We start from the raw sequence: 26,831 nt of genomic DNA, 5'->3' as shown, positions 1-26,831 counted from the left end.
GAGGACAGAGGGTGTCTTCCCTTGAGGGGAGTCGGAGGGAAAATTTCCATTAGGTGTCCCTCCGACTGCTTGCCTTGACCTAGTTCCCTTCGATAAAGGCGAAACGGCCCTGTTGACCCGATTCATCCATTTCAATTTGGGCCACAAAAAATTCCTTCTGGACAATTTCCCCTTCCTCTGTGAAGGAAATTTCACCCAAAGGCGTGACGTAGGTACCTGCAAAAATTTCGTCCCGCAGTTGTCGTCGCAAGTCCGGTAGAGCAAGAGTTTCTAGGGGCGTTTTTTCGTCGAGGCTGCTGAGGGCTTCAACAAAAACTTGGATCGCCGTAAAAGCCTGGGCACTAAATTGGGGCGGCTCTTTTTGGTTTTGTTGAAAATAGGCGTCCCGAAACGCGCGGTTAATCTCATTATCTAACTCGGCACTGTAGGCTTGGGCCACCAACACCCCATCACATTTTGCTTGGCAGACGGGGAAAATATTAGAAGTATTTAAGCCGTTCCCCCCAACAATAATGCCGTTGTAACCTAATTCTCGCAGTTGCTTCACCAGGTTGCCCGCATCGGCTGCTAACCCCGAAATAATCACTAGATCTGGTTGAACATTGAGTGCGGCAGTCACCTGGGCTTGAAAATCAGTGTCGGTGGTTTGAAACCTTTGTACCGTGACTAATTCCAGACCAAAATCTTGGACAGCCGTCTGGAAGGTTTCTGTCTCTGATTTACTAAAGGCATCATTTTGGGCGAAGAAAACCGCAACGCGCTGTAGTTCTGGGTTGAGCTTGAGGGCTTGGGCCACGGCATTGGGAGCAACCACCGAGACAGGGGCAGAAACTCGGCCAATAAATGCACCAATCTGCGGGATTCCTTCGGCGGTATTGGAAGGGCCAAGGACGGGAACTTGGGCCCGGTCGGCGATCGGATCGGCAGCAAAGGCTTGTTGGGAAAGGGTCGGGCCAACGATACCGACTACTTTATCTTGGTTGATCAGGGTATTAAAGGCGTTGATGGCGCCCTGCTCATCGGCAGCCACATCCTGGAGAATGATCTTTAGGGGTTTACCGTTGATGCCGCCGTTTTCGTTGAAGTAGGTTTCCGCAATCTGGGTGCCGAGGATCTGCTCTTGGCCAAATAAAGCAACATTACTGGTCTGGGCGACGGCGACTCCCAGAGGAATTTCCGCGAGGTTGCCATTATTATTACCGGCATCCGTAGGAGGAGACGGGGCATTACAGGCAATCACCAGCACCGCCGTCAAAAAGGCGATCGCCCCCTGGAGCAAGCGTCGATATTTAAACATACAAATTTCTATAGAGTCTTGATATAACAGACATCCAGAATACTGCGAAGCTCGATGCTCCTTCAACTGCTTGCTGCTTGATTGACAGCGATGGGGAATCAGTAACTCCTATTGAAGCGCTACAGGCAGACGAGGGCCGTAAAAAAACTAGACACCAATAACGCTAACCCCGAAATGATCCCGATTTCTTGAATTTCTTTTTTGAGTTCCATGGTTTGACAGCTCCACTAGCAAAATATGCAACGAAGAAATATCGATTTTGCTTGTTTTTAAGTATAAATACTCAAGTGCTGTTTGCCCACCCTTGGCCCCAAGGGAAATCACCGGAGGGAGAGGTTTAGCCCGTTAAATGTCATCAAAGCCAAATAATGAGACCACAGAATGCCGTCAATTCGTTTTCGATCTGATTGGATTCATTCTTACTTAGGGAAAGGTATAAGATAGAACTTTCTCCTAGATAGGCGTAAAGCTTAATTTAAGGTGCTAAGATCATTAAAGAACTATTAACCTATATTTTTTTCTTATCCGTAATCCGAAAAAATTCTTAAGAATTGCTTTTATCGCTGATTTTGCAACGAACAAGCCTTGATTTCACCTTGGCCCATTCGTCAGAATAGCCCCCATTATTTCCTTGTCGTCTGTTCTTCCCCAAAACCATGTCCCAAGCCTTTAGTGCCACAGAAATTCGTAACACGATGAAGCAAGAGGGGTTGCGCATCACGCCCCAGCGGTTTGCGGTTTATGCCAATCTACTCGGTCGGCAGGATCATCCCACGGTAGAACAGATCCTAGAGGATGTGAATGCGGATTTACCCATTGCTTCTAAGGCCAGTGTTTACAGTGCCCTGACGGTCTTGCGGGAAGTGAATCTTGTGCGAGAGGTGCTCTTAGATGAAGGCGTAACTCGGTATGACGCCAATGTTAATCCGCACCACCATTTCGTCTGTCGAGACTGCGGGGCCATCCAGGATCTGCCTTGGCAAGCCTTTAGCTGTTTTGATTTGGGTCAGTTTGCGACGCAAGTTACCGCCGAGAGCTATGAAGTAACCGTTAAGGGACTCTGTGCGGACTGCCGTGCTTAACTTGTTTAAATAATCTGGGATTTCGCCTCGGCCAGCTTGGGTTGATCCTTGCTGTTTGGCAGCCTTGGTCAGAACCCTTAACCTCATGAAGGTTTTGTCCGGGGCGATCGCCAAATCAGGTATTTTGGAATTTAGACTGGATTGTTAGGAAGGATTTTATTGCGTGAAACTTTTTGTGTATCACACGCCTGAGGCGACGCCAACGGATCAACTCCCCGATTGTGCTGTGGTTATTGACGTACTGCGGGCCACCACGACCATCGCTACGGCGCTCCACGCTGGAGCAGAAGCAGTACAAACCTTTGCTGACCTCGATGAACTGTTTCAATTTAGTGAAACTTGGCAGCAAACCCCCTTTCTCCGGGCTGGGGAACGGGGCGGGCAACAGGTAGAAGGTTGTGAGTTTGGCAATTCTCCCCGCAGTTGCACCCCAGAAATGGTGGCTGGGAAGCGCCTCTTCTTAACAACCACCAACGGCACGAGGGCCCTCAAGCGCGTTGAGCAAGCGTCCACAGTGATTACCGCAGCCCAAGTGAATCGCCAGAGCGTGGTGAAGTTTCTCCAGACAGAACAGCCAGACACCGTTTGGTTCGTCGGTTCCGGTTGGCAGGGGGATTATTCCCTCGAAGATACCGTCTGTGCTGGGGCGATCGCCAAGGCCCTGTGGAATGGGGACAGTGACCAGTTAGGGAATGACGAAGTGATTGGGGCAATTTCCCTTTATCAACAGTGGCAGCAAGATTTATTTGGCCTCTTCAAGCTCGCAAGCCACGGCCAGCGTCTCCTGCGCTTAGACAATGAAATCGATATTCGTTACTGTGCCCAAAGCGATACCCTGGCGGTTCTACCGATTCAAACAGAGCCGGGTGTTCTCAAAGCCTATCGCCACTAAAAAAAATTAAGGGAGCCATGAAAAAAGGGTTCCGCACGGAACCCCCAAGTCTGCTTCTGTGGCAGATTTAGACAAATTTACTTATAAAGCTCAGTGGAGAGCCGGAAAGCCAAAACACCAGGAATGAGGGCAATGGCAAGGGCCACTAACACTTGGGTATCAGAAATTCCCATAATTTTAAAAACTCCGAATATAAACTGAGGTTTATCCCTTAATTTGCGATATTGCCTCTGGTTTCCCCAAGGTTTTGTAACAAGACGCAACATATCACCCCAACCTTCACCCATTCACCAAAAATGCGTCGCTTTAACCTTGATTCTGAGAAGTTTCTGCCGTTGACTGGATAGTTTGTTTACAATGGCCTTAAGGTGACCCATTTGCCGCCACAGCAACCCGACGGGCGGTCTTTTTTTGTCTTGAATTGTTCTCAAAAGTTTACTGTGTCGAATTTTTCCCATGCTCGAGCAAATTCTTCATCCCCAGTTGCATTTCAGCTTAGAAACGTCTTTCATTCTCGTGATTTTGGTGGCCCTAGAAGCTGTTCTTTCAGCCGATAATGCCATTGCCCTCGCGGCGATCGCCCAGGGGTTAGCCAGTCCGCCCCAACAACGCAAAGCCCTCAACATTGGTTTGATGGTGGCTTACATTCTCAGAATCACCCTCATTTTCACGGCAACCTGGGTGATCCATTATTGGCAAGTAGAACTTTTGGGGGCATTGTATTTGCTGTGGCTGGTTTTTCGCTACTTTACCTCCCCTGAAGATGATAAAAATCACCACCATAGCCTAGAGTTCAAGTCCCTCTGGCAAGCGATCCCGATGATTGCGGTCACGGATTTAGCCTTTTCCCTCGATAGCGTCACAACGGCGATCGCCGTCGCGGAAGACATTTGGTTGATTGTGCTTGGGGGCACCATTGGCGTTCTGACCCTCCGCTTTCTGGCGGGGCTGTTTATCCGCTGGCTCGATGAATTTACCAATTTAGAAGATGCAGGCTTTGTGACCGTGGGCTTTGTGGGGGTTCGTCTCCTCCTTAAGGCGGTTTATCCCAGTTTTGTGATGCCTGAATGGCTGATGATCACGGCGATCGCCGCCATGTTTATTTGGGGATTTTCTAAACGCAACCCTGATTTTGTCCCCCAAGAGGACTCGCCATCGCCCTAATTTGTGCCTGGATCCCTTAGTCCGCCGTAGTTTCCCCTACGGCCCATTTGCCATTCTCAGTAACTTTACATTTATTAAATAAACTTAATAAAACTCTAATTTTTTGGTAAAATAAATTCATAAATAAAAATTAAGCATTTCGATTCTCGTTTTTTCACCAAGGTTAAATCGCTGCCCCGTCAGTACAGACCTTGCCTGTTTCCTTTAGTGGACAACTCACTTTTTCCGCAGCCCTGGCGAATCCAGTCTAGGGAGTAGCTTCTTATTTTCATTTTTTAAATTTCGTCCTTTCTAGCCGAGTTGACCTATGAAAACTGCCAAATACTCCGCCGATCCTGTCCGTACCTACCTCAAAGAAATTGGAAGAGTTCCCCTTTTAACCCACGAAGAGGAAGTTCTCTATTCTCGCCGTGTCCAGAAAATGGTCAACCTAGAGAAGCTTAAAGCCGAATTAGCAGAGAAGCAGGATCAAGAGCCGAGCCTCAAGGAATGGGCCCAGGCAGCGAACCTTTCCCAGCGGGAGCTGAAAAAGCAACTCCTTCTAGGGAAGCAGGCAAAACAAAAAATGGTCGAAGCGAACCTCCGCCTTGTGGTCTCAGTGGCGAAAAAATACATTAAGCGCAATATGGATCTCCTCGATTTGATTCAAGAGGGCACCATCGGTATGCAGCGGGGGGTAGAAAAGTTTGACCCAACCAAGGGTTATCGTTTCTCGACCTATGCTTATTGGTGGATCCGGCAGGCGATCACCCGGGCGATCGCCGAAAAGAGTCGCACGATTCGCCTCCCGATTCATATCACCGAAAAGCTCAATAAAATTAAGAAAGCCCAGCGCCAACTGGCCCAAGCCAATGGACGTTCTGCCTCAATCCCAGAACTAGCCGATGAACTAGGTTTAACCACCAAGCAAGTCAGGGACTACCTCGAAAAATCCCGCCAGCCCCTTTCCCTAGACCTGCGGGTTGGCGATAACAACGACACGGAACTGATCGAGCTCCTCGAAGACGATGGCTTGACCCCCGATGATTATGCGACCCATGCGGCCCTAAAACGGGATTTGGCGCGGATGTTAAATGATCTGACCGCCCAACAACAGGAAGTTTTAACCCTCCGCTTTGGTCTCCGGGATGGGACGCCCCACACCCTCGCAAAAATCGGCGAACACCTGAGCATCAGCCGGGAGCGGGTACGTCAAATTGAACGGGAAGCCCTTGCGAAACTCCGCAAACGAAAAGCGGAAATGGGTGAATATTTAGCCAGTTAATTGCTCAGTCAAAGGATAATTTGGCGATCGCCTAGGGGGAGAAAATCGTAAAAATGCCACCGCAAAAGTTCGGTTATACTCCCCTCTAGGTTGTCAATAAGTTGTTACATTAGCCTTAGTTAGTATTGCATCAAAACACAGTGATTCAACCCATCACTTCCATTGAGCATCTAGGAGGAAAGACTGGTGAATAACGAAGCCCAAAGTTTTTATGGTCTCACAGGTAACAAACAACAAGGTTCAGACGAGCTTTGGCATTATGTCCAGTCTTTGTCTCCAGAAGTGATTGCCCATATGTCAAAGCCCCAATCTCCGGCGGTTAATCAAGTGATTGAACGCAATATTGTTGGGTTATTGGGGGTTTTATCCCACGCCGATGGATTTAATGTATCGGTCAATATGAGCCGTGAACAGCTTGGTCAACTGTTGGCCTCGGCGATGATGGGCGGCTACTTTATCCGTAACGCAGAGCAACGGTTTCAGATCGAAAAATCTCTCCAGGAACAGGATCTTAATTTACCCGATTAAAGTTTATTCTCTAGCAATGATTTAGGCTGTAAAATTCAGGAAGCTTCAAGGGGAAAGCCTCCCCTTTTTTATTGTTTATTTATCTGCATAAGTAATTCAAACCCTGGCTCTGTGAGCGTAGCTAATATATCCAGACAAACCCGTTCCTAATAGAAATAAACCTTGGCCTTTAACGAGCCAATTTCCCCAGTGGACATAGGGTGTTTTTTTATCGCTTAAATATATTTGTGCGCTGTAGGTGACAAATTCATTTAGGGAAGATAACCACAAAGTTTTTCCGGTGGGGTCAATCACGCCCGAATGACCCGTATTGTTAGCCCGCACTAACCAGCGACCATTGGCGATCGCCTGCATCACATCGAGGGCATGGTGTTGGGCTGGCATGGTTTCACTGTAGTGGGCATCGTTGGAAGCCACAATGATAAATTCTCCCCCGGCGGCGGTTTGGCGACGGAAATGTTCTGGATAGGCAGATTCATAGCAAATAGCGACGGTGGCTGGGCCGAGGGGGGTTTGCATCACTGCTGGGTTTTGGCCGCGCACCAGGTGGGCATCGAGGGGCGACAGGCGATTAATAATCTTGCCCAGGACAGCTTCAAAGGGAATATATTCCCCCAGGGGCACGAGGCGCTGTTTGTTGTAGCGGCTGAATACGTAGCCTTGGCGATCGAGAGTAAATAGGCTGTTGGTAAAGTTATTTGCTTCACTACCAAAAGCCCCCAGGACGAGGGGAACATTTTCTGTGCGGATCAGGCGGGGCCAAAAGGTTGCCTGGAGAATTTGTTCAATGCGAAAGGGTAAGGCCGTCTCCGGGGTGATAATCAAGTCTAGAGGCTGTTGGGCAAGGGTTTCATAGCCCGCGCGATAATTGGCGATCGCCAACTGATTACCATCTTGGTAGAGTTTAATTTCGTTGGGAATATTCCCCTGAATAATGCCGATTTGGGCAGGGCGATCGCTGGTGACGGGCGTTGTCTGCAGTAGCGACCAACCAATCAGGTGAGCACTACCCAGAAGAATTAGGGTGAGTCCCCCCAACAGACCACTGCAACGGTGGAAGCGCACAGTCCCAGTCGCATCGAAACAGGCCTCCGCAAGACAGCCATTCACCAGCACAATGAGCCAAGAAATGGTGGTAAATCCCGACAGTTGAGCCAATTGTAAAATCGCTAAATTATGGGGACTCTGGCTAAAGGCAAGGAAGTGCCAAAAGAGATCATTCTGGCTCCAGAGATATTCGACCACACACCACAAGGACGCCCCATAAACAACCCGGTAAAGTCGCCCGGCAAAGCTTAAAGGCCCGAAGGAAGCACGAAATTCCTCGAAACAAACAATCCCTAACGCCCAGAGCACCGGGATGCCCGCCCCCCACAGGGTGATAATGATCCAGCAAAGAATGGCGATCGCCAAACTCCACAACCAAGGAACCCCCATCCAGGTCATCGGGTGAATCCCCGTAATCCAAAACAGCGTAAAACCCTGGTACCCCAAACCCCAATAAAAACTCAACCAGAGGGGCTGTTTGTATCTCTGGTAAAAATTACGCATCGCCCGTAGTCCTTTACGACCTTGAGCAGACGGGGATGACTTAGTCCTTTGGGGCGATCGCCCAAGATAAATCCAGAGGGGGATCAAGGCGATCCAAGCGAGATACCAAGCTTCGACGGGGGCCGAGGCCATGCCCATCAGTACCCCTGCCCCTAATACGAGAAATCTAGGAGCCCAGATGGGGCGGAAACTGCTGCGTACGAACATCATCGCTATAGCGTTGGACTGCGTTGGTAATCAGATTGTCTAAGTCTAAATATTGTTTGGCAAAGGGGGGCGCTTTTTCACTGAGGCCCAAAAGATCCGCCGTTACCAGCACTTGCCCATCACAATGGCGTCCCGCGCCGATGCCAATGGTCGGAATTGTCAGTTTTTCGGTAATCGTCTGTGCCAGGGTCGCTGGAATATGTTCTAAGACCACCGCAAAGGCCCCGGCCTGTTCGAGGGCGATCGCCTCTTGGATCACCCGTGTCGCTTCTAGTTCCGTATTGCCCTGTTGCCGATAACCCAGGGTATGTACCGATTGGGGAGTGAGACCCACATGACCCATCACCGGTACCCCTAATCGGGTGAGACGTTCCACCGTTTCGGCCATCGCTGGGTGTCCCCCTTCCAGTTTGATCGCCTGGGCGGTGGTTTCCTTGAGAATTCGACCCGCCGTATGGATCGCTTGGGAAAGGCTTTCTTGGTAGGTTAAAAAGGGAAGATCGCTGACCACTAAGGCATTCTTGACCCCCCGACAAACGGCCTGGGTATGGTGAATCATCGCCTCTAGGGTCACAGGCAGCGTATTTTCATAGCCGAGGGCCACCATCGCGAGGGAGTCCCCCACTAGAATGACATCGACCCCAGCTTGATCGACTAAGCGGGCGATCACATAGTCCCAGGCTGTCAGGGTCACGATGGGTCGTGCCGTTTTTTTATAGTTTTGTAGTGTTCTCGGTGTAACCCGCATCAATCGTTCTCTAGGGCACAATAAAGCTGACCGGGCTAGTGAACAACACCCCAAAGCAGCTTTAGCTACAGCCGATGGTGTTGGGACTTTTCCGGTAATACCTGAGCTATTATGCCCCAAATCAAAATTCTGGGGAAATCCCGGCGTTCGTGCCCCCAGATTTGCCCCAGTGATCACTACAATTTTCGCTTTCGGTTTTGACTCTTTAAAAGAGGCCGATTCTTAACCTTGCCAGTTAGCCCAATCCTGGGGCTTGAGGAACCGTTCATAGAGTTCTGCCTCTGGGGTACCAGGCTCAGGACTGTAGCTATATTCCCAACGCACTAGGGGCGGTAAAGACATCAAAATCGATTCGGTACGGCCATTGGTCTGCAAGCCGAAGATGGTTCCCCGGTCATAGACGAGGTTAAATTCGACGTAGCGGCCCCGGCGGTAAAGCTGGAATTGTCGTTCGCGATCGCCATATTCTGTGTTGCGTCGCCGTTCAATGATCGGCACATAGGAGTCGAGGAAGGAACCACCACAGTCTTGCACAAACGCAAAAAGATCTTCCCAACTGCGCTGGGGCTGTTCCCCTAAATCCTTACTGTAGGCAGCGGCAGCTTTATCGGGGTGGGGGCCTTTATACAGTTCTCCGGTACCATCTTGATAGTCGAAGAACAATCCACCGACTCCACGGGTTTCGTCCCGGTGCTTCAGGTAGAAATATTCATCACACCAGCGCTTAAAGACGTTGTAATACTCCTTGTGGTGGCGATCGCAGGCGGCTTGGTAGGTTTTGTGGAAATGGGCCGCATCTTTAGCAAAGGGATAGTAGGGCGTCAAATCTGCACCACCGCCAAACCACCAGACGGGGCCAGCTTCAAAATAGCGATAGTTGAGGTGAACCGTTGGGATATAAGGATTGCGGGGATGTAACACCATTGATGTGCCCGTGGCATAGAACCCGTGGCCTGCGGCTTCAGGGCGCTGCTTCAAAATCGAAGGCGGCAATTGATCGCCCCATACCTCAGAGAAATTGACTCCCCCCTGTTCGAGGACATTTCCCTCACGCATTACCCGAGAACGACCGCCGCCACCCTCCTGGCGCTGCCAAGAATCTTCCTGGAATTTTCCTTTTCCATCGGCCACCTCTAATCCCTGACAAATTTTGTCCTGGATTTGCTGCATAAACTGGCTCACCCGTTCTTTGGAATCACTGGGGGGCACAGGCTGAGCGGGGCTGGCATTGGTGGATTCTGTTTGCAAAGCTGTCATGGTTGCGTGGGAAGAAGTTTTATCTATTTATTAAAAGGGTTTACCTGATGGCCCAAAGGCTGATGTTACAAGGCTTCTTTAGGTCGACACAGGTCAAACTAGTATTCCAGACTAACCTGAATTGGCACGTTTTCGGCCTCGGTGAATGTGATTTTTCATGAAGTTTGTAACGAATAGTTAAAAAGCCGCCTCCCGTGAATTCGTCGCCTGAGGTTATCCCCAGAGGCAAGGCGATCGCCCCCAATCCCGCTCTAAGGTTAAGAATAGATTAACTATATCCTTACGGACTTTTCCGTTTTAAAACCCTGATACAAAGGAAATTTCCCAAAAGCTTCGGTGTATACTAAAACCAAGGTTAAGAAAAAGTAAATTATGACTTAATCCTTTTATTACCTATTGGCGTGTCCAGGAGATTTGAACAATGCATCATGTTGCTAATCCAACCACCCCCCAAACTTCGATCCCTTTTCCCCTCAAAACAGATCGAAATGTGCCGACCCGCCTTGTAGCTCACTGGTTAACAGATGCGAATGGTAAGCTCTATCGAATCTGGGTCAGCGAAAAAATTTAGTCTCCTCGTCCCAACAAATTCCATCCAGCAAAAATCCCACAGAATCCGTCAGTGACTCTGTGGGATGGTTTGTAAGTTTTTAAGATTAAAGCAAAATTAGAAGGACTTCGGCGTTGCTCCAAACTGTTCGATTAAAATATGCTTCACAGTTGCCTTGAGGGTGTCCCCACAGGGCACTTTCTGAGCCACTGGCGCACCGAGACTCGCCTGGTTACCGACCATTCCCCCAGTGAGCACATTGACCGCTTCGACAATTGCCCCATCAACTTTCGCTTTAGACCCGATAAAGCCGATATCACCCACCTGGGCTTGACCACAGGAATTTGGGCAGCCAGTCCAGTGCATCCGTACCCGTTGGGGAATATCTAATTCGGCATCCAATTCGCGGGCCAGGGCTAACCCCTGTTCCTTCGTCTCTACAAGGGCAAAATTGCAGTAGCGATTTCCCGTACAGGACACAAAAGAACGTACCAGGGTCGAAGGATTCACCGAGAATTTTTCTAGCAACGGTTCCTGGAGTAGCGCCTCAACGTTTTCGCTTTTGACGTAGGGAATAATGAAATTCTCTTCTACTGTGGCCCGAATTTCGCCATTGCCATAGGTTTCTGCGAGGCGTGCTACCTCGAACATGTCCTCTGCGGTCAAGCGTCCGGCGGGGACATGCAAGCCCACATAGTGATAACCTGCTTGTTTTTGGGCATAGACACCGATGTGATCTCGCTTATCCATGGTTAAGGCGTGTTCTGGTGCTGCCGGTTCTAAAGATTGGCCAATTTCTGCTTCTAATCTCGCCCGGAAAGCATCGACACCCCACGCTTCAACCAGCCACAACACCCGCGCTTTGGCCCGATTTCCCCGGAGACCCTCCTCGGCACTGTGGCGGGTATATAGCGCTAAAATGCCACGACTGACCGCAAGGACAGCCTCATTGGGGGGAACCCAAACATTAATTGCGATCCCTTCGGCTTGTCGCTGGGCAGAAAAATATCCGCCAACCAGGACATTAAAGCCAAATTGCCCATCCTTAAAGGCCGGGACAAAGCCAATGTCATTGATTTCTACGTGGGAAGAATTATCCGGCGCTCCTTCTAGGCAGATATTAAACTTCCGGGGGAGGTCACTAAATTCGAGGCTGCCTTCACCGTAATTGGTGATCATATTTTGGAGTTGGGCCGCGAGTTCCCGGGTATCAAAATATTCTTCGGGGTCGATACCGGCGACGGGAGACCCTGTAATGTTGCGCACGTTATCGTGGCCAGACTGTACCGTGGTGAGGCCCACTTGCTTTAACTTCGTCAAAATCTCTGGGGTGTCTTCCAGTCGAATGCCGCGTAATTGGATGTTTTGGCGGGTTGTAATGTCGGCACTCCCGTCTTCGCCGTAGCGTTGCACAATTTCTGCTAGGGCGCGTACTTGGGCACTGTTGAGGATGCCGTGGGGAGTCCGCAGACGCAGCATAAATTTGCCTGGGGTCACCGGTCGGTGAAAAAGTCCCAGAAATTTAAGACGAATGATTAAGTCATCTTGATCCATGGCTTCCCAGCCAGCCTGGGCCAGGGTTGCCAACTCATCTTTAATCGCTAAGCCGGGTTTGGCTTGTTTGGCTTGTTCGATTTTTGTGAGTTTGATTTTTTGGATTGTGGCGGCGTCAGTCATGGAGTTAATCCTGATTTCAATACTGATGTTGCTATGGGCGTCGGCTGGATATCCAGGGTGATTTGACCAAGGTAAACATTCAGTCAGGGAGATTTTGTAGTGTTAACTACGGGCCTGGCTGGCTTTTGCGAAATCAGAATATTGATGATGCGATCGCCGCATTCAATCGACAGAAGGAACTTAGGTGCTAACCAGTCCAGTTTGGGGAGAACTGGCACTGGCAATATGTTGAACCGGAATGCGCCCGGCCAGGTGAGCGAGGCGGCCGGCAGTGGTGGCTAACCCCATGGCTCGACCCATTTGTACGGGATCTTTAGCGAGGGCGATCGCCGAATTGACCAGTAGCGCATCGGCTCCTAATTCCATCCCGTAGGCCGCTTCACTAGGGGAGCCAATCCCTGCATCAATCACCACGGGAACCTTGCTCTGTTCAATAATAATTTTGATGTTGGCTTCATTTTGAATCCCCTGGCCAGACCCAATGGGAGAACCGAGGGGCATCACCGTGGCACAGCCCACTTCCTCTAGGCGTTTCGCCAACAGAGGATCGGCATTGATATAGGGCAGCACCGCAAACCCTTCTTTGACCAATTGTGCTGCGGCTTCGAGGGTACCGATGGGATCCGGTAGCAGGTAGCGGGCATCGGGGATCACTTCTAATTTGACAAAGTTGTTATCTTCTTGGCCTAACAGACGGGCCATTTCCCGACCTAAACGGGCCACCCGAATCGCTTCTTCGGCAGTTTTACAGCCCGCCGTATTAGGCAACATCCAAATTTTTTGCCAGTCGAGGGCTTCGGCAAGTCCTTCATGGCCTGGGGCTTTGGTTTGAACGCGACGCACTGCCACCGTGACAATTTCGCAACCGCTGGCTTCAACGCTTGCTTGCATTGCGGCAATTGAGGGATATTTCCCCGTTCCTGTCATCAAACGCGAGGTAAAGCGACGACCGGCAATGACCAGCTGATCAGAGGTTTCCGTGGGGTTTGGCGTTGCAGTTGTGGTTTTAGGGCTGATAAAAAAGCTCGGCATTGAACCGTTTTGACCATTCTGACTGTTGTGACCGTTTTGCATGGGTTGATGGGTTGGGTTATCTAAAAAGCGTTGGTAAGAAAAATGTTGGAGGAGGGGATCTGCTTGGTTGCGGATTAGGCGATCGCCAATGAGTTTCGCCGTGATGGGAGCCAATAAAATGCCATTGCGATAATGGCCCGTGGCATAGGTAAGATTTTCACAAGGGGATGCCCCCAGAATCGGTTTTTCATCGGGGGTTGCGGGCCGAAAACCCCACCAGAGTTCCGTGATTTCCCAATCTTTGAGTTTCGGCAACAGTTGAATCGCTTTATTCAGCAGGGTTTGGATCCCTTGGGGGGTATTGTTGGGTTGCCACTGTACAGTTTCTGCGGTGGCCCCAATGATTAGGGTGCCATTGGTGCGCGGCACGAGGTACAGATTATCACCAAAAATCACCCGCCGGAGGGCCTCAGGATTCGGCATCCTCAGGGACATCATTTCCCCTTTAATCGGATAAACGGGCAGGGGCGTAATCTGACTCGACCAGGAACCTGCGGCTAAGACATAATGGCCCGCTTGGAATAGCCCTTGATCGGTCTGCACTGCCTGCACTTGCCCTTGGATTTGTTGGAGACCTAAAACAGTGACGCCTTCTTTAATCACCACCCCCAGACCCCGTGCCGCTTGGAGTAGGGCTTGGCTCAGACGGCGGTTGTCTACTTGGCCATCTTCAGGGTGCCACCAGGCTCCCACTACCCCATCACCAAAACCCGGTTCATGGTGGGTCAGTTGGGCGCGGTTTAGCCAAACAGAAGCGCTATCGGTCACGGTTTGGTTCGGCGCAACGGATTTGGGAGCAAAAATACCACAGGGCAAATAACCCACATCGACGCCGCTGAGTTGTTCAATTTTGCGGCACCAGTCGGCGTACATATTGCGTGATCGCTGCCCCAATTCGAGCATTGTCCCCGTTAACCCTTCGGCCTCCGGGGCAAGCATTCCGGCAGCGGCATGGCAGGCAGCCTCGGTAAAGTTTCGATTCAGGATTGTCACGGCACAACCCTGTTGTTGCAATTCGACGGCGATCGCCAAACCAATGATCCCGCCTCCTAAAATTAAAACGTCCGCTTGCTGTGCCATTTTTTCCATCACCTTAAATTCCTTCCGGTGCCTTCCTTTAAGCTACAACGGCCAAGATTTTTGCGGCAACCTTGACTTGTAAATAAAAAATCCCCACTCCAAGTAGCAGGGATATCACGTTAGGGTACTGACATTAACCAGCCATCACAGGGGCTTTAAACTGTTGCCAATTCCTTTTGGCCACGTCCCGTTAATTTTTCAACCTCTGCCAGTTCTTGCATCACCTGGTCGAACGCTTCTGGGGTGAGGGATTGGGGGCCATCAGAAAGGGCTTTCTTCGGATTGGGGTGAACTTCGATCATCAGCGAATCAGTGCCAATGGCGATCGCCCCTTTAGCCAGCGAAAGAACAAATTCAGACTTCCCTGTACCGTGGCTCGGATCGATCATCATCGGTAAGTGGGTCAAACTGCGCAACACCGGAATCACCGATAGATCCAAAACATTGCGTGTGTACTTACTATCGAAGGTGCGAATCCCCCGTTCACAGAGGATCACCTGAGAATTTCCTTCCGCCAAAATATATTCTGCAGCCATTAACCAGTCGTCGATGGTGGCGGCCATCCCACGCTTTAACAACACCGGCTTATTCTGAGCTCCTACCTTCTTCAAGAGGGCAAAGTTTTGCATATTGCGCGCGCCGATTTGGAGCACATCGGCAACCTCAGCAATTTTTTCTACGTCCGCCGTATCCATTACTTCTGTGATAATCCCTAGACCGGAGGCTTCCCGTGCTGCCGCCAACAATTCCAAAGCACTTTCGCCGTGGCCCTGGAACGCATAGGGAGAAGTTCTCGGCTTGTACGCCCCACCCCGGAGGAATTTTGCCCCGGCTGCTTTGACCCGGAGGGCAGTTTCAACGATCATTTCTTCATTTTCAACGGAGCAAGGGCCAGCGACGACGACCACCGGATGATTGGGGCCGAAGGTGACATCCCCGTTCGGAGTGGGCACAACGACCTCGCTGTATTGACCATGACGGTACTCAAGACTGACCCGCTTAAAGGGCTTTTCGACCCGGAGTACATTTTCGATCCAGGGGCTCATTTCTTGGATCAGTTCAATGTTAAAAGTGGCGGTATCTCCCACTAAGCCAATGACCACTTTGTGGGCCCCAACAATTTTTTCGGGGGTCAGGCCTAACTCTTTAAGCTCACTCCCTAAACGGTTGATTTCGGCTTCAGGAGTGCCAACTTTCATGACTACGATCATGGTATTTCCTCGAAGATTTACGACAGGTAAAAGAAATTTTATTTATGGAATAACGATGTAATAGGGCGTTTTTTATGGATAACGTTCTTAAAAACTAAGTTGTCGGCGATCGCCACCCTCCCAGTCTTATCTTGACACATTCACCTGAGAAAATTTTGATAACCGACAAGGCTGCATACGTGATATTTAAGCTCGGAAACCCTGAAAAACCAAGGGTCTAAACTTTAAGATTTGCTGCGGGCTTCCCGGCGACTGGCACGCCAGGCTTGAACCATCCGGCCGAGGTTCAGACTAAATTCCTCCCAACCGAGACGGCTCCCCGGACGATTTTCATCCCAGGATGTGGAGAGAATGCCGTAGCTCAGCCCCACAACCCCCAAACCGAAACAACCCAGGCTCACTAGGAGAACAGCGATGGTGGGCAACTCCAGCAGTTCGCGGGAAACAATATAGTAGGACACCACAAATGATGTGATCCCCATAGCCGTAGGAATCCCGGAGAATAAGGCCATCCGACGAATCATCCGTTTGCTCACTGCATCGGGGATCGCCGATAAACTGGCCTCATCTTTTGGCGATCGCCTAGGCGCATTTGATCCTGAACTAGACTGAGTCGTTGCCGTTGCTGGGGGCTTTTTGGGAGCCTTTTGCTTCGTTTGCTTTGGCTCGAAGGGGAGTCGATCTCGCTTCGGTTCAGAGGACATGGGTTGGGTAAAAACTTAACGACGAATTCCGAGGCGACCAATCAAGGTTTGATAACGTTCTTGGTCGTTGGATTTAATAAATTGTAAAAGGCGCTTCCGCTTCCCAATCATTTTTAACAAACCACGCCGGGAGGAATGGTCTTTTTTGTTGACCTTGAGGTGTTCGGTCAGTTGGTTAATGCGCTCCGTGAGGAAGGCCACTTGGAGATCCGCAGACCCAGTATCAGTTTCGTGTACCTGATACTCGCCCATGAGTTCCTGTTTACGCTCTTGCGTTAAAGCCATAATCTGTTTTTGTAGAAAATAAAATACAAATATTGCAGTCTATTATGCTAACACTGTTTGCTCCGAAAGCCTATGGACAGGCGGAATCTTTTTGACTGCAGCAACACGGATATCTCTGTGGGGCAAAATGGCCAAAAATTCCCCACTACCAACCGCTAATAGCGTAAAGGGGATTGGTTTCCGCAGCCGCAGTCGCCGTTGCCGAGGATGTCTGGATACGCTCTTCCATACAAAAAGTCGTTGTGTTAAAGCCCCCAAAGCGTTTTACGGTGCTGGTACGCAGGCGTAGGTCTGGGTTGGCGAACCAAAACCGTTCGTAGATCGTCATGGTTTCGTATTCGGTGGTCAGAACGAGGCCATCTTCATGATCTAGATGATATTCACCAGCGACGGGAACGATTTCCGCATAGCCGCGCTCCCGCAGCAGTTTGCCTTGGCGGGGGTTGTCAGCATCGGGGATGAGGGCAAAAACCGTGCTACCTTCGTGGTTTTCATCGTCTTTGTCCCATTGCATCGTGCCAGCCCAGGTGACATAGGAGCCGCCGACGCTGAGGCTAGCGTCCATGTCGTGCATCTGGCAAATTTCAATGATGCGGGGATCGTCTTTTTCGAGGGTTTCGACTTGGATATTAGAACCACCGGATTCGGCGCGCCGGAAGGGCAGGTGGTGGGTAACGCGTCGAGACTGCCATTGTCCGGCACTGTATTGGAAAAATTCCTTGGCATCCGCAAAGCTTTGCATATCGAAAAATTGTCCTCTGGGTCTTGGCTGATTACAAAAATATCGTTTTATCGGTGTTTGTTAAAAACATCTTTCAGCTTAACGAATTTCGGGCCGCTCCCTGGGAAATAGGCGATCGCCCCATTGTTTCTTTTTGTTTCAATTTTGACAGAACGATTGACAGAGGTTAGATTAAATGCAGTAGAGACATTCGCAATATTCGCCAGAGCTATTGGCAAGGAGCTGCCCATGTCCCCGGAAACCAACTTGACCCTCGAACAAAGGCTACAGGTGCAAATCTTTGAAACCCGTACCCAAGACCTGAGCCTGGAGCAAGCCCAAGAATTTTTAATGGAAATGTTTCGGCAAATGCTGGTGAAAGACAACCTGTTCACCAAGTTAACGGAAAGCTAGACCCAGGTTTAGGTGTCTAGAAATAGTATTGAAAAAAATTGTCGGCGATCGCCCTTCTCCTATTCCTCTCAGGTGGCGATCGCTTTTTATTGGGATTTTTTGTGGGCAAATTTTTGCTAATCCCTAAGCTTTTAGGAGCCAAAGGGCGGTGTGGGTCACATCGGAATCGTCCGGTTGGATCAAGAGAAAATGTAACCCTTGGGCCTGCTGGAGCCGTTGTTGGTAACGTTGTCCGGCGCTGGCGATCGCCTGGTCATGGAAAGTCATGATCACCCACCGTTGGGTATCGGCCCCGGTAAGGACAAGTCCGCCCGCGAGGTTAGCCTCCGTTTCTTGGTAAAAAACCGTTTGGGGTTGCTGCTCCTGGAGCCACTGGGCCAACTGCATCGACTGCCTGCCGCCATAAATAATCGTCCCCGGAATCAGCACATTAGAAGCTAGCCCCAATTTCACCGGCTGCAACTCCTCCGGCAACGACAAAATTGGAATCGGGCGATCGCCAAACAAATCCCAAAAATCTCCAGCGGGAATGCTGCCAAAACGCCAATTTTCACCCCAAAGTTCATCGGGCAAAGGTTGGGGGGGAGCGGGTAAATTTTGCGCCATAATCAATGTGCCTCAGGGATTGTTTTCATACAAACTAATACAGACTTTGAATCCAGTCCCATTCTCGCCGCAGGCCCTCACTGAGTTTCACCTGGGGGTTATAGCCTAAAATCGTTTTCGCCTTGGTCACATCGGCGCTGGTATGTCTGGCATCTCCCCGGGCGCGATCGCCATAGTTTCGTGGAATCGGTTTGCCAACGATCTGGTCAATTTCATCGAGCACATCATTTAAAATCACCCGACTGCCACCGCCGATATTGAAAATTTCGCCAATCGCCTTTGGTTCCTGGGCTGCCAAAAGGTTCGCCTGTACCGCATCGCTGATATAGGTAAAATCACGGGTTTGTTTACCGTCACCATAAATACCAATACTTTCACCGAGGATTGCCGCCCGGAAAAACTTATGGAAAGCCATATCGGGCCGTTGCCGGGGGCCATACACCGTGAAGTAACGCAGGGATGTGACCGGGACAGCGTAATTTTTTAAATAAAGCCAGCAGAGCCGTTCCGCCGCTAATTTTGTAATGCCATAGGGGGAAACGGGCTGGGGACAAATGGTTTCTGGGGTGGGCATGGTTTCCGCATCGCCATAAACCGAGGATGTGCCCGCATAGACAAAACGTTCTAAAGTACCGACCTTTTTCGCCGCTTCGAGCATTACTTGGGTGGAATTAATATTTCGCTCGGTGTAGTCCCGAAAGCCGATGCCCCAACTGGCCCGTACTCCGGCTTGGGCTGCCTGATGGTAAACCACACTCACACCTTTCAGCAGATCTTCCCAATCGAGGTGCTGGATATCTGCTTCGATGAGTTGGAAATTTTGGTACTGAGCGAGGGCGGCTAGGTTTTTACGCTTGAGGGTTGTGTCGTAATAGTCATTCACCTGATCAACACCCACCACTGTAATCCCCTGCTGGAGTAGGGTTTCTGCGAGGCTAGAGCCAATAAATCCCGCAGCGCCTGTGACAATGACCTTCGACATGATGATGTTCGGGGGAGAAAAAATTTGATGTTTCCAAAATAGAGGATGGGGTTAGGCGATCGCAAAGTTTTTTTCAGCCACCGGCACTCCCCCAATTTTGTTGTATTACAATATGCAATACGACAATGGTGTTGTTAATGATTACCCTAAGACTTGACCCAGACCTAGACAAAATAGTTAGTAATACGGCCAAAAATTTAGGCATCACAAAATCTGAACTAATCCGCAAAAGCCTAGTTGAATACATTCACAATCTCGACCAACAAAGTGCTTGGGAAACTGGCAAAGATTTGTTTGGCAAATATAGCAGTGGTAGAGATGATTTATCTTCCTGTCGGAAAATGCTCCTAAAAGAAAAGCTTAAAGCGAAGCGAGCATGAAAAAGATTCTGATTGACTCTGGGCCGCTGATTGCCCTGTTTGACGCGTCGGATAAATATCATCCAAAAGCCTTGGAATTCATTAGAAACAATAATCTGCCGCTGATTACAACGATTGCCTCAATCACAGAAACCCTCCATCTGTTAGATTTCAATCGCAATGCGCAAATTGATTTTCTGGAATGGATTAGTAGAGGTGGTGTGGAAATTTGTCAAATTGAAAACCATGATTTTCAGCGGCTACGGGAACTGACAGAAAAGTACCGTGATTTACCCATGGATTTTGCGGATTTTTGCTTAGTGCTTCTCGCAGAAAAATTAAACTTAGACACCGTCGCCACCATTGACCGCGATTTTTCTATTTATCGGATTAAGGGCCGGAAAAAATTTAAAATCATCCTTTCCTAAAAAATGCAGAATTAATTCTTCATTCAGTAACGCAAGGCTCGTCCAAGTTGCTCCATCCCTAAAAAACTGCTTCAATCTGCAAAGGCAATACAAGTCAGGGAAATCCATGCCAGAACTACCAGAGGTGGAAACCGTTCGTCGCGGTTTGATGCAGATTAGTGTAAATCAGCGGTTTACAGGGGCAGAAATTCTCCTCCGCAAAACCCTGGCCTATCCTACAGATCCCGATCACTTTCTAGGGGCAATCCAAGGCTTGGTCATTCAAGATTGGCAGCGACGCGGCAAGTATTTACTCGGAAAATTATCCGATGGCTCAACCCTTGGGATTCATCTGCGGATGACGGGGAAATTTCTCTGGACAACCCCGGATGTGCCTGTACAAAAACATACTCGGATGCGGTTTTTCCTGGCAGGCGATCGCGAACTGAGATTTGTTGACCTGCGCACCTTTGGGCAAATTTGGTGGGTACCAGCAGGAACTATTGTGGAATCTGTAATTACGGGATTGACACGCTTGGGTGTGGAACCCCTTTCCCCAGATTTTACGGCGGATGTGCTGGCTACTTGCTGCGAAAAGCGCCAGCGGCCAATGAAGACTTTCTTGCTTGACCAAAGCATCGTGACTGGCTTGGGCAATATCTATGCTGACGAAGCGCTGTTTAAATCTGGCATCCATCCCACCCGCAAGGCTAGCAGCTTAAAGATGTCAGAAATCGAGAAGCTCCATCAAGCAATTGTTGAAGTGCTGGAAACTTCTATTGCCCAAGGCGGCACTACCTTTAGCGATTTTGTCAGCACCACGGGCACCAACGGCAACTATGGCGGTATGGCCCTCACCTACGGGCGCACGGGGGAACCTTGTCGCGTTTGCAGTCATCCCATCGAACGGATCAAACTCGGTGGACGATCGACCCATTTTTGTCCCCAATGTCAGGGCTAATGTGTTTGTTTGATTAATCTTTGGCTTGGATGATGTAGCCGCACTGGTGTTCCCCTTCGTTGATCCATTGAGTGCGGGTTACGGTGCAGTCGGGTAAAACTTCTTCAAACATCTCCAGTTCGTTGCCACAGACCATCGGAAAGGATTCGGCCACATCGGCGATCGCACAATGGTGTTCCGTCAATAAAAAGCCATCGTGACCGTGGTCTGTCGCCGGAATGACCTCCGCCATGTAGCCTTCTTCTTTACGCAAAGTGACCAAACGGGCTAAACGCTCTGGCAAAGAACCATCCCCAAGGCGATCGCGGTAGCTGTGGGCTTTCTTTTGCCATTGTTTGCGGAGCACTTCCTTGACCTGCTCTTCCCCCGCCGTCTCTGCCAAGGTATCCAAAAAAGACACCGCAAAATCGTTATAGCGGTTCGGAAAGCGATCGCGGCCGGCCCGACTCAGACCATAAAAATAATTAGGACGCCCCAAACCCTCCTGCTTTGCCCGGTGTTCAATGAGGCCTTCTTCTTCTAGATCTTTCAGGTGGCGTCGCACCGCCTGGGGGCTAATTTGTAAAGATTTCGCCAACTGCACAGCCTTAACTTGACCATGTTTCAATAAATATTCCAAAATGTCATGCTTCGTTGAACGGGTTTCGGCGCGGGTGTCAGAAAGGGTCATGGATAAGCCGTTAGACAAGATCTACCACAAATATTTGACAACTTTTTTGTTGTTAAAGTACCTTGAATAGAAACTAAAACAACCAAACAGTTGTTAAACTAATCATATCGCGTTTTCTTAATCCGACAACGCCAAACCCAGAAAGCATTACCCATTCTGTAGAGAGACTGACCCCAGCATGAGTGCGACCGTCAAAACCCTTGTCAATCAGCCCTATAAATATGGTTTCGTCACAGATATCGAGACGGAAAAAATTCCCCGTGGCCTCAGCGAAGATGTCGTTCGCTTAATTTCCGCCAAGAAAAACGAACCGGACTTTATGCTGGAGTTTCGTCTCAAGGCTTACCACCAGTGGCTTAAAATGGCTGAGCCAGAATGGGCCCATGTTAAATATCCCCCCATCGACTACCAGGACATCGTTTACTACGCTGCCCCCAAAAAAGAAACTAAAAAAATCGAGAGCCTGGACGAAATTGATCCGGCACTCCTAGAAACGTTCGAGAAGCTAGGCATCCCCCTTTCAGAACAAAAGCGTCTATCCAATGTCGCTGTAGATGCCGTTTTTGATAGCGTTTCCATTGCGACCACCTTTAAAAAAGACCTCGCCAAGCACGGTGTAATTTTCTGCTCCATTTCCGAAGCACTGCAGGAATATCCAGACCTGGTCAAAAAATATCTCGGTACCGTTGTGCCCACTTCTGACAACTACTTTGCGGCGCTCAACTCCGCCGTGTTTAGTGACGGTTCCTTCGTCTTTATTCCCAAAGGCGTGAAATGCCCGATGGAGTTATCCACCTATTTTCGGATCAATGATGGGGAAACAGGTCAATTCGAGCGGACGCTGATTATCGCCGAAGAAGGTGCCTCCGTGAGCTATCTTGAAGGTTGTACCGCACCAATGTTTGACACCAATCAGCTCCATGCTGCTGTGGTCGAACTGGTGGCCCTTGACAACGCTGACATCAAATATTCCACCGTCCAAAACTGGTTTGCGGGGGACGAAGAAGGCAAAGGCGGTATCTACAACTTCGTGACGAAGCGGGGCCTCTGTAAAGGTATCAATTCTAAGATTTCCTGGACTCAGGTAGAAACCGGCTCGGCGATCACCTGGAAATACCCCAGTTGTGTCTTGCTCGGCGATAACTCCGTGGGTGAATTTTATTCCATTGCTTTAACGAATAATCACCAGCAGGCCGACACAGGCACCAAAATGATCCACATCGGTAAAAACAGCCGTAGCACAATCATTTCTAAAGGCATTTCGGCGGGCAAATCGAAAAATAGCTACCGGGGCTTGGTGAAAATGCACCCCAAAGCTGACGGAGCGCGTAACTATTCCCAATGTGATTCGATGCTCATTGGCGATACGGCGGAGGCCAATACTTTCCCCTACATCCAAGTGGATAATCAAAATGCCAAGGTGGAACATGAAGCTTCCACTGCAAAAATTGGCGAGGAGCAGCTCTTTTACTTTGCCCAGCGGGGTATCGCCGAAGAGGACGCCATTTCAATGCTTGTTAGTGGCTTCTGTAAGGACGTACTCAGTGAGTTGCCGATGGAATTTGCGGCTGAAGCGGATAAACTTCTCAGCCTCAAACTCGAAGGCACTGTTGGGTAGCTTCAAACCTCAATTATCAGCAAATAAGTATTCGTTTTTTAGTTCAGAAATAAGCAATTGAAGGCAATGAGTGACGTTATTTTAGCGATTAAAAATTTGACCGCGACCGTCGATGGTCAACCGATCCTCAAGGGCGTTGATCTAGAGATCAAAGCAGGAGAAATCCACGCAATTATGGGTCGGAATGGTTCAGGAAAAAGCACCCTATCAAAAATTATTGCGGGGCACCCTGAGTATGAAGTCACTGGTGGCGAAATTATCTACAAGGGCGAAAACCTCTTGGAGAAGGAAGCCGAAGAACGGGCTTTAGATGGTATTTTCCTCGCCTTCCAATATCCGCTCGAAATTCCCGGGGTGAGCAACCTTGATTTCCTGCGGGTTGCCTATAATGCCAAGCTCAAGCATCAGGGCAAAGAAGAGATTGATGCCTTTGATTTTGAGGATTTGATCGAAGAAAAACTCGAAGTGGTCAAAATGAACCCCAGTTTCCTCGAAAGAAGCTTGAATGAAGGCTTTTCTGGGGGCGAGAAAAAGCGCAACGAAATTTTACAGATGGCCCTACTAGAGCCGAGTTTAGGCATTTTAGACGAGATTGATTCTGGCCTCGATATTGATGCGCTGCGAATTGTGGCGGAAGGGGTTAATCAATTGGCAACACCCGATAATGCGTTTCTTTTGATCACCCACTACCAACGCCTATTGGATTACATTACGCCCCAGTTCGTCCACGTGATGTACGATGGCCGGATTGTGAAGAGTGGCGGTAAGGAACTTGCCCTGGAATTAGAAGCAACGGGCTATGATTTCCTCGATCAAGAACTGGCTGCGGGGGTTGTGTAACTATGTCTAGCAGTACCATGACAGCGGCGATCGCCTTTTCCCAGAGTCAACCGACAGAAGTCGATCCCAATCTGGAAAAATTTCTCGGATTACTCGACCGAAACCAATCAGCGGAATTTCAAGCCATTCGCGATCAAGGCCTTGAAAAAGTTCGCCAAGAAAAATTCCCAAGCCGACGGGATGAGGCCTGGCGGGTAACAGATTTATCTGTGCTCAAAAATACGGCTTTTCAGGCGGCGCAACCGACAACCCCAACGGCGGCAGATTTGGAAGTTTTTGCCCTACCGGAAACAGCCAACAGTCGTTTGGTATTTGTGAATGGCCACTATGCCCCCGACCAGTCCTGCGTTTCGGGATTACCTGACGGCGTTTTTGTCGGCAACTTCACGGCATTAGCGGCGGATCAAAAAGCGGCGATCGCCAAATATCTTGGCCAGCAGACCGAGCAACTGGATGTGTTTGCCGCCCTCAATGATGCAGGTCTTGGGGATCTCGCCATTGTTTGGGTGCCGAAAAATACCGTTGTTGAACAGCCAATCCAACTGCTATTTGTCGGTAACGGTGCGGATCAACCGACGGCTATGCAGTCCCGCTGTCTCGTGATTGCGGAAACGGGAGCCCAAGCTAATGTGGTGGAATATTACGGGGCGATCGCCCAGGGTTGCACCGATCAAGATACCCACCGCTATTTCAACAATGCTTTAACAGAAATTTGGGTGCAGGCCAATGCCCGCCTTAACCATGTGCGGGTACAACGGGAAGCTGGGGGCGCGATTCATCTCGGTAATACGGCGATCGCCCAAGCCCAAGACAGCCATTACCAACTCACAGAAGTTAATTTTGGTGCCCAACTGAGTCGCCATACCCTGACTCTGACCCAAAACGGCCCCCAAACAGAAACCATTCTCAAGGGGTTAACCATGGTCGGCGCTGAACAACTCAGCGACACCCACACCGCCGTTTATCTCCAGCATCCCTACGGCAGCGTTGATCAACTCCATAAATGCATCATTGACGATGCGGCCCGGTCTGTTTTCAACGGCCAAATTCATGTGCCTCAGGAAGCGCAAATGACCAACGCGGCCCAACTGAACCGCAATTTGCTGCTGTCTCCCAAGGCCAAAGTCGATACCAAACCCGAACTGCAAATTACCGCTGATAACGTGAAATGTGCCCACGGCGCCACCGTCAGCCAACTGGAAGCCGAGGAAATTTTCTACCTCCGCAGTCGCGGTCTCAATGACTATGATGCGCGCCATTTGCTGATTGATGCCTTTGCTGCGGAAATTCTCGATACCGTGGCGATCGCCCATTTACAGCAGGCCCTTACGGGTTGTGTTGCCTGTCGCACCGTTGACTAACTTGTAAATTGCCGCCCCAACTGTTCCCGCTCACCCATCCGACCCAGTGAATCCCCTATGATCACAACCCAACCGAAACCCCTTGCCGAACAGGTTCGTGACGACTTTCCCATCCTGCACCAAACCGTGCACGGAAAGCCACTGATCTACTTCGATAACGCTGCCACCTCCCAAAAACCCAAGGCCGTCCTCGATGCGTTGCTGCATTATTACCAACAAGATAATGCCAATGTTCACCGGGGGATCCATAGCCTGAGTGCCCGGGCAACGGATGGCTACGAAGGGGCACGGGATAAAGTCGCCCGGTTTATCAATGCGGCCAGTCGTGATGAAATCGTTTACACCCGCAATGCCAGTGAAGCGATTAATCTTGTCGCCTACAGTTGGGGGTTGAGTAATCTGGGGCCGGGGGATGAAATTATCCTGTCGGTGATGGAACACCACAGCAACATCGTGCCTTGGCAAATGATCGCGGCGAAAACTGGGGCTGTCTTGAAGTATGTGCCGTTAACCCAGGATGAAACCTTTGATTTTGAGCAATACCAAGCGCTACTTAGCGACAAAACGAAGCTAGTCACAGTGGTTCATGTCTCCAATACCTTGGGCAATGTAAATCCGGTGACGGAGATCATCCAAGCGGCCCGTAAATATGGCGCAAAAATTCTCATTGATGCTTGCCAGAGCTTGCCCCATATGCCCGTTGATGTGCAGCAAATGGACTGTGACTGGCTCGTCGGCTCTGGTCACAAAATGTGTGCGCCCACGGGCATTGGTTTTCTCTATGGAAAACGGGACATTCTCGAAGCGATGCCTCCCTTCTTGGGGGGTGGAGAAATGATCGCCGAGGTCTTCTTTGATCATTCTACCTACGGTGAACTGCCCCATAAATTTGAAGCAGGAACCCCAGCCATCGGTGAGGCGATCGCCCTTGGAGCGGCGGTGGATTATCTCTCTCAAATTGGGATGGATCGCATCCATGCCTACGAAGCTGAACTCACTGCCTATCTTTTTAAGGAACTCCGGGACATCCCGAACCTAAAAATTTATGGCAAACAACCCGATGCCCAAGGGGAAGGTCGGGCGGCCCTCGCGGCCTTTAATGTTGCTGGTGTCCATGCCAATGACTTAGCGACCCTCCTCGACCACGACGGCGTTGCCATTCGTTCCGGCCACCACTGCACCCAACCCCTCCACCGTCTGTTCGATGCCTCTGGCAGTGCCCGCGCCAGCCTCTATTTTTACAACACCACCGCTGAAATCGATCAGTTTATTGCTGCCCTGAAGGACACCATTGATTTCTTTACCAGCATGGGTAGTTAAT

General features: G+C 49.9%; 26 protein-coding genes. 12 read left to right on the top strand and 14 right to left on the bottom strand.

The annotated features are described in order from the left end of the window. Nucleotides 1-79: 79 nt before the first annotated feature. Nucleotides 80-1,297 carry an ABC transporter substrate-binding protein gene (locus tag FEK30_RS13625; RefSeq protein ID WP_138073483.1) on the bottom strand — a complete coding sequence of 406 codons (1,218 nt, stop codon included), beginning with the start codon at nucleotides 1,295-1,297 and terminating at the stop codon, nucleotides 80-82. A 656-nt stretch (nucleotides 1,298-1,953) separates the two neighbouring features. On the opposite strand from FEK30_RS13625, the gene FEK30_RS13620 reads away from it, so the two are divergent. Together FEK30_RS13620 and FEK30_RS13615 are read left to right on the top strand one after the other, a co-directional pair. Beyond that, complete coding sequence (locus FEK30_RS13620) at nucleotides 1,954-2,379, top strand: Fur family transcriptional regulator (RefSeq protein WP_030006386.1); 426 nt, start codon at nucleotides 1,954-1,956, stop codon at nucleotides 2,377-2,379. 163 nt (nucleotides 2,380-2,542) lie between these two features. Further along, nucleotides 2,543-3,271 carry a 2-phosphosulfolactate phosphatase family protein gene (locus FEK30_RS13615; protein ID WP_138073482.1) on the top strand — a complete coding sequence of 243 codons (729 nt, stop codon included), beginning with the start codon at nucleotides 2,543-2,545 and terminating at the stop codon, nucleotides 3,269-3,271. A 77-nt stretch (nucleotides 3,272-3,348) separates the two neighbouring features. On the opposite strand, the gene psaM is transcribed toward FEK30_RS13615, so the two are convergent. Beyond that, a complete protein-coding gene (psaM, locus tag FEK30_RS13610) occupies nucleotides 3,349-3,444 on the bottom strand; it encodes a photosystem I reaction center subunit XII (RefSeq protein ID WP_012307445.1) in 96 nt (31 codons plus the stop codon). Nucleotides 3,445-3,727: 283 nt separating this feature from the next. Here psaM and FEK30_RS13605 point away from each other — a divergent pair, with 283 nt between their 5' ends. The 3 genes from FEK30_RS13605 to FEK30_RS13595 all read left to right on the top strand — a co-directional run bounded on the left by FEK30_RS13605 (nucleotide 3,728) and on the right by FEK30_RS13595 (nucleotide 6,227). Next, nucleotides 3,728-4,435: a TerC family protein gene (locus FEK30_RS13605; protein ID WP_138073481.1), complete on the top strand. Its 708-nt coding sequence runs from the start codon at nucleotides 3,728-3,730 to the stop codon at nucleotides 4,433-4,435. Nucleotides 4,436-4,742: 307 nt separating this feature from the next. Next, on the top strand, nucleotides 4,743-5,699 hold the full coding sequence (locus FEK30_RS13600; protein WP_012307443.1) for an RNA polymerase sigma factor, RpoD/SigA family: 957 nt from the start codon (nucleotides 4,743-4,745) through the stop codon (nucleotides 5,697-5,699). Nucleotides 5,700-5,885: 186 nt separating this feature from the next. Continuing rightward, nucleotides 5,886-6,227: a DUF760 domain-containing protein gene (locus tag FEK30_RS13595; protein ID WP_138073480.1), complete on the top strand. Its 342-nt coding sequence runs from the start codon at nucleotides 5,886-5,888 to the stop codon at nucleotides 6,225-6,227. 96 nt (nucleotides 6,228-6,323) lie between these two features. Here FEK30_RS13595 and lnt read toward each other — a convergent pair whose 3' ends face one another. The 9 genes from lnt to FEK30_RS13550 all read right to left on the bottom strand — a co-directional run bounded on the left by lnt (nucleotide 6,324) and on the right by FEK30_RS13550 (nucleotide 17,313). Continuing rightward, complete coding sequence (gene lnt / locus FEK30_RS13590; RefSeq protein WP_138073479.1) at nucleotides 6,324-7,916, bottom strand: apolipoprotein N-acyltransferase; 1,593 nt, start codon at nucleotides 7,914-7,916, stop codon at nucleotides 6,324-6,326. A gap of 28 nt (nucleotides 7,917-7,944) precedes the next feature. After that, a complete protein-coding gene (gene panB / locus FEK30_RS13585; RefSeq protein ID WP_065710927.1) occupies nucleotides 7,945-8,733 on the bottom strand; it encodes a 3-methyl-2-oxobutanoate hydroxymethyltransferase in 789 nt (262 codons plus the stop codon). A 222-nt stretch (nucleotides 8,734-8,955) separates the two neighbouring features. Beyond that, complete coding sequence (gene hemF / locus FEK30_RS13580; protein WP_138073478.1) at nucleotides 8,956-9,990, bottom strand: oxygen-dependent coproporphyrinogen oxidase; 1,035 nt, start codon at nucleotides 9,988-9,990, stop codon at nucleotides 8,956-8,958. Between the two features lie 667 nt (nucleotides 9,991-10,657). Beyond that, on the bottom strand, nucleotides 10,658-12,217 hold the full coding sequence (locus tag FEK30_RS13575) for a ferredoxin--nitrite reductase (protein WP_138073477.1): 1,560 nt from the start codon (nucleotides 12,215-12,217) through the stop codon (nucleotides 10,658-10,660). Nucleotides 12,218-12,397: 180 nt separating this feature from the next. Continuing rightward, nucleotides 12,398-14,371: a glycine oxidase ThiO gene (thiO, locus tag FEK30_RS17245; protein WP_138073476.1), complete on the bottom strand. Its 1,974-nt coding sequence runs from the start codon at nucleotides 14,369-14,371 to the stop codon at nucleotides 12,398-12,400. A 155-nt stretch (nucleotides 14,372-14,526) separates the two neighbouring features. After that, nucleotides 14,527-15,582, bottom strand: coding sequence for a 3-deoxy-7-phosphoheptulonate synthase (gene aroF, locus FEK30_RS13565; protein WP_012307436.1), 1,056 nt, complete (start codon nucleotides 15,580-15,582; stop codon nucleotides 14,527-14,529). Between the two features lie 224 nt (nucleotides 15,583-15,806). Further along, entirely contained in the window at nucleotides 15,807-16,286 is a 480-nt protein-coding gene (locus FEK30_RS13560) for a PAM68 family protein (RefSeq protein WP_062434734.1), read from the bottom strand. A gap of 15 nt (nucleotides 16,287-16,301) precedes the next feature. Continuing rightward, nucleotides 16,302-16,571, bottom strand: a complete 270-nt coding sequence (gene rpsO / locus FEK30_RS13555) for a 30S ribosomal protein S15 (protein WP_012307434.1) — start codon at nucleotides 16,569-16,571, stop codon at nucleotides 16,302-16,304. Nucleotides 16,572-16,716: 145 nt separating this feature from the next. Beyond that, nucleotides 16,717-17,313, bottom strand: coding sequence for a phycobiliprotein lyase (locus FEK30_RS13550; RefSeq protein WP_030006376.1), 597 nt, complete (start codon nucleotides 17,311-17,313; stop codon nucleotides 16,717-16,719). Nucleotides 17,314-17,541: 228 nt separating this feature from the next. Between FEK30_RS13550 and FEK30_RS13545 the strand changes: the two genes are divergently transcribed. Continuing rightward, entirely contained in the window at nucleotides 17,542-17,706 is a 165-nt protein-coding gene (locus FEK30_RS13545; protein ID WP_030006375.1) for an NblA/ycf18 family protein, read from the top strand. Between the two features lie 123 nt (nucleotides 17,707-17,829). Here FEK30_RS13545 and FEK30_RS13540 read toward each other — a convergent pair whose 3' ends face one another. Beyond that, a complete protein-coding gene (locus FEK30_RS13540) occupies nucleotides 17,830-18,312 on the bottom strand; it encodes a Tab2 family RNA-binding protein (protein WP_099240738.1) in 483 nt (160 codons plus the stop codon). 34 nt (nucleotides 18,313-18,346) lie between these two features. Continuing rightward, complete coding sequence (locus tag FEK30_RS13535; protein ID WP_138073475.1) at nucleotides 18,347-19,294, bottom strand: NAD-dependent epimerase/dehydratase family protein; 948 nt, start codon at nucleotides 19,292-19,294, stop codon at nucleotides 18,347-18,349. Between the two features lie 376 nt (nucleotides 19,295-19,670). Between FEK30_RS13535 and FEK30_RS13525 the strand changes: the two genes are divergently transcribed. Together FEK30_RS13525 and FEK30_RS13520 are read left to right on the top strand one after the other, a co-directional pair. Continuing rightward, nucleotides 19,671-20,081, top strand: coding sequence for a type II toxin-antitoxin system VapC family toxin (locus FEK30_RS13525; protein ID WP_138073474.1), 411 nt, complete (start codon nucleotides 19,671-19,673; stop codon nucleotides 20,079-20,081). Nucleotides 20,082-20,187: 106 nt separating this feature from the next. Beyond that, entirely contained in the window at nucleotides 20,188-21,021 is an 834-nt protein-coding gene (locus FEK30_RS13520; protein ID WP_138073473.1) for a DNA-formamidopyrimidine glycosylase, read from the top strand. A 13-nt stretch (nucleotides 21,022-21,034) separates the two neighbouring features. On the opposite strand, the gene sufR is transcribed toward FEK30_RS13520, so the two are convergent. Then, nucleotides 21,035-21,691 carry an iron-sulfur cluster biosynthesis transcriptional regulator SufR gene (gene sufR / locus FEK30_RS13515; protein WP_138073472.1) on the bottom strand — a complete coding sequence of 219 codons (657 nt, stop codon included), beginning with the start codon at nucleotides 21,689-21,691 and terminating at the stop codon, nucleotides 21,035-21,037. Nucleotides 21,692-21,869: 178 nt separating this feature from the next. Between sufR and sufB the strand changes: the two genes are divergently transcribed. The 4 genes from sufB (at nucleotide 21,870) to FEK30_RS13495 (ending at nucleotide 26,830) form a co-directional block, all read left to right on the top strand. Continuing rightward, nucleotides 21,870-23,309 carry a Fe-S cluster assembly protein SufB gene (sufB, locus tag FEK30_RS13510; RefSeq protein WP_012307425.1) on the top strand — a complete coding sequence of 480 codons (1,440 nt, stop codon included), beginning with the start codon at nucleotides 21,870-21,872 and terminating at the stop codon, nucleotides 23,307-23,309. Nucleotides 23,310-23,375: 66 nt separating this feature from the next. After that, complete coding sequence (gene sufC / locus FEK30_RS13505; RefSeq protein WP_062434719.1) at nucleotides 23,376-24,149, top strand: Fe-S cluster assembly ATPase SufC; 774 nt, start codon at nucleotides 23,376-23,378, stop codon at nucleotides 24,147-24,149. A gap of 2 nt (nucleotides 24,150-24,151) precedes the next feature. Then, nucleotides 24,152-25,510 carry a Fe-S cluster assembly protein SufD gene (gene sufD / locus FEK30_RS13500; RefSeq protein WP_138073471.1) on the top strand — a complete coding sequence of 453 codons (1,359 nt, stop codon included), beginning with the start codon at nucleotides 24,152-24,154 and terminating at the stop codon, nucleotides 25,508-25,510. A gap of 57 nt (nucleotides 25,511-25,567) precedes the next feature. After that, complete coding sequence (locus tag FEK30_RS13495; protein ID WP_065716658.1) at nucleotides 25,568-26,830, top strand: SufS family cysteine desulfurase; 1,263 nt, start codon at nucleotides 25,568-25,570, stop codon at nucleotides 26,828-26,830. Nucleotide 26,831 lies beyond the last annotated feature (1 nt).

Source organism: Picosynechococcus sp. PCC 11901 (assembly GCF_005577135.1).
Taxonomy (GTDB): Bacteria; Cyanobacteriota; Cyanobacteriia; order Cyanobacteriales; family MRBY01; genus MRBY01.
Note: the sequence above shows the minus strand (reverse complement) of the source record. Positions and strands in the feature narration are given on the sequence as shown.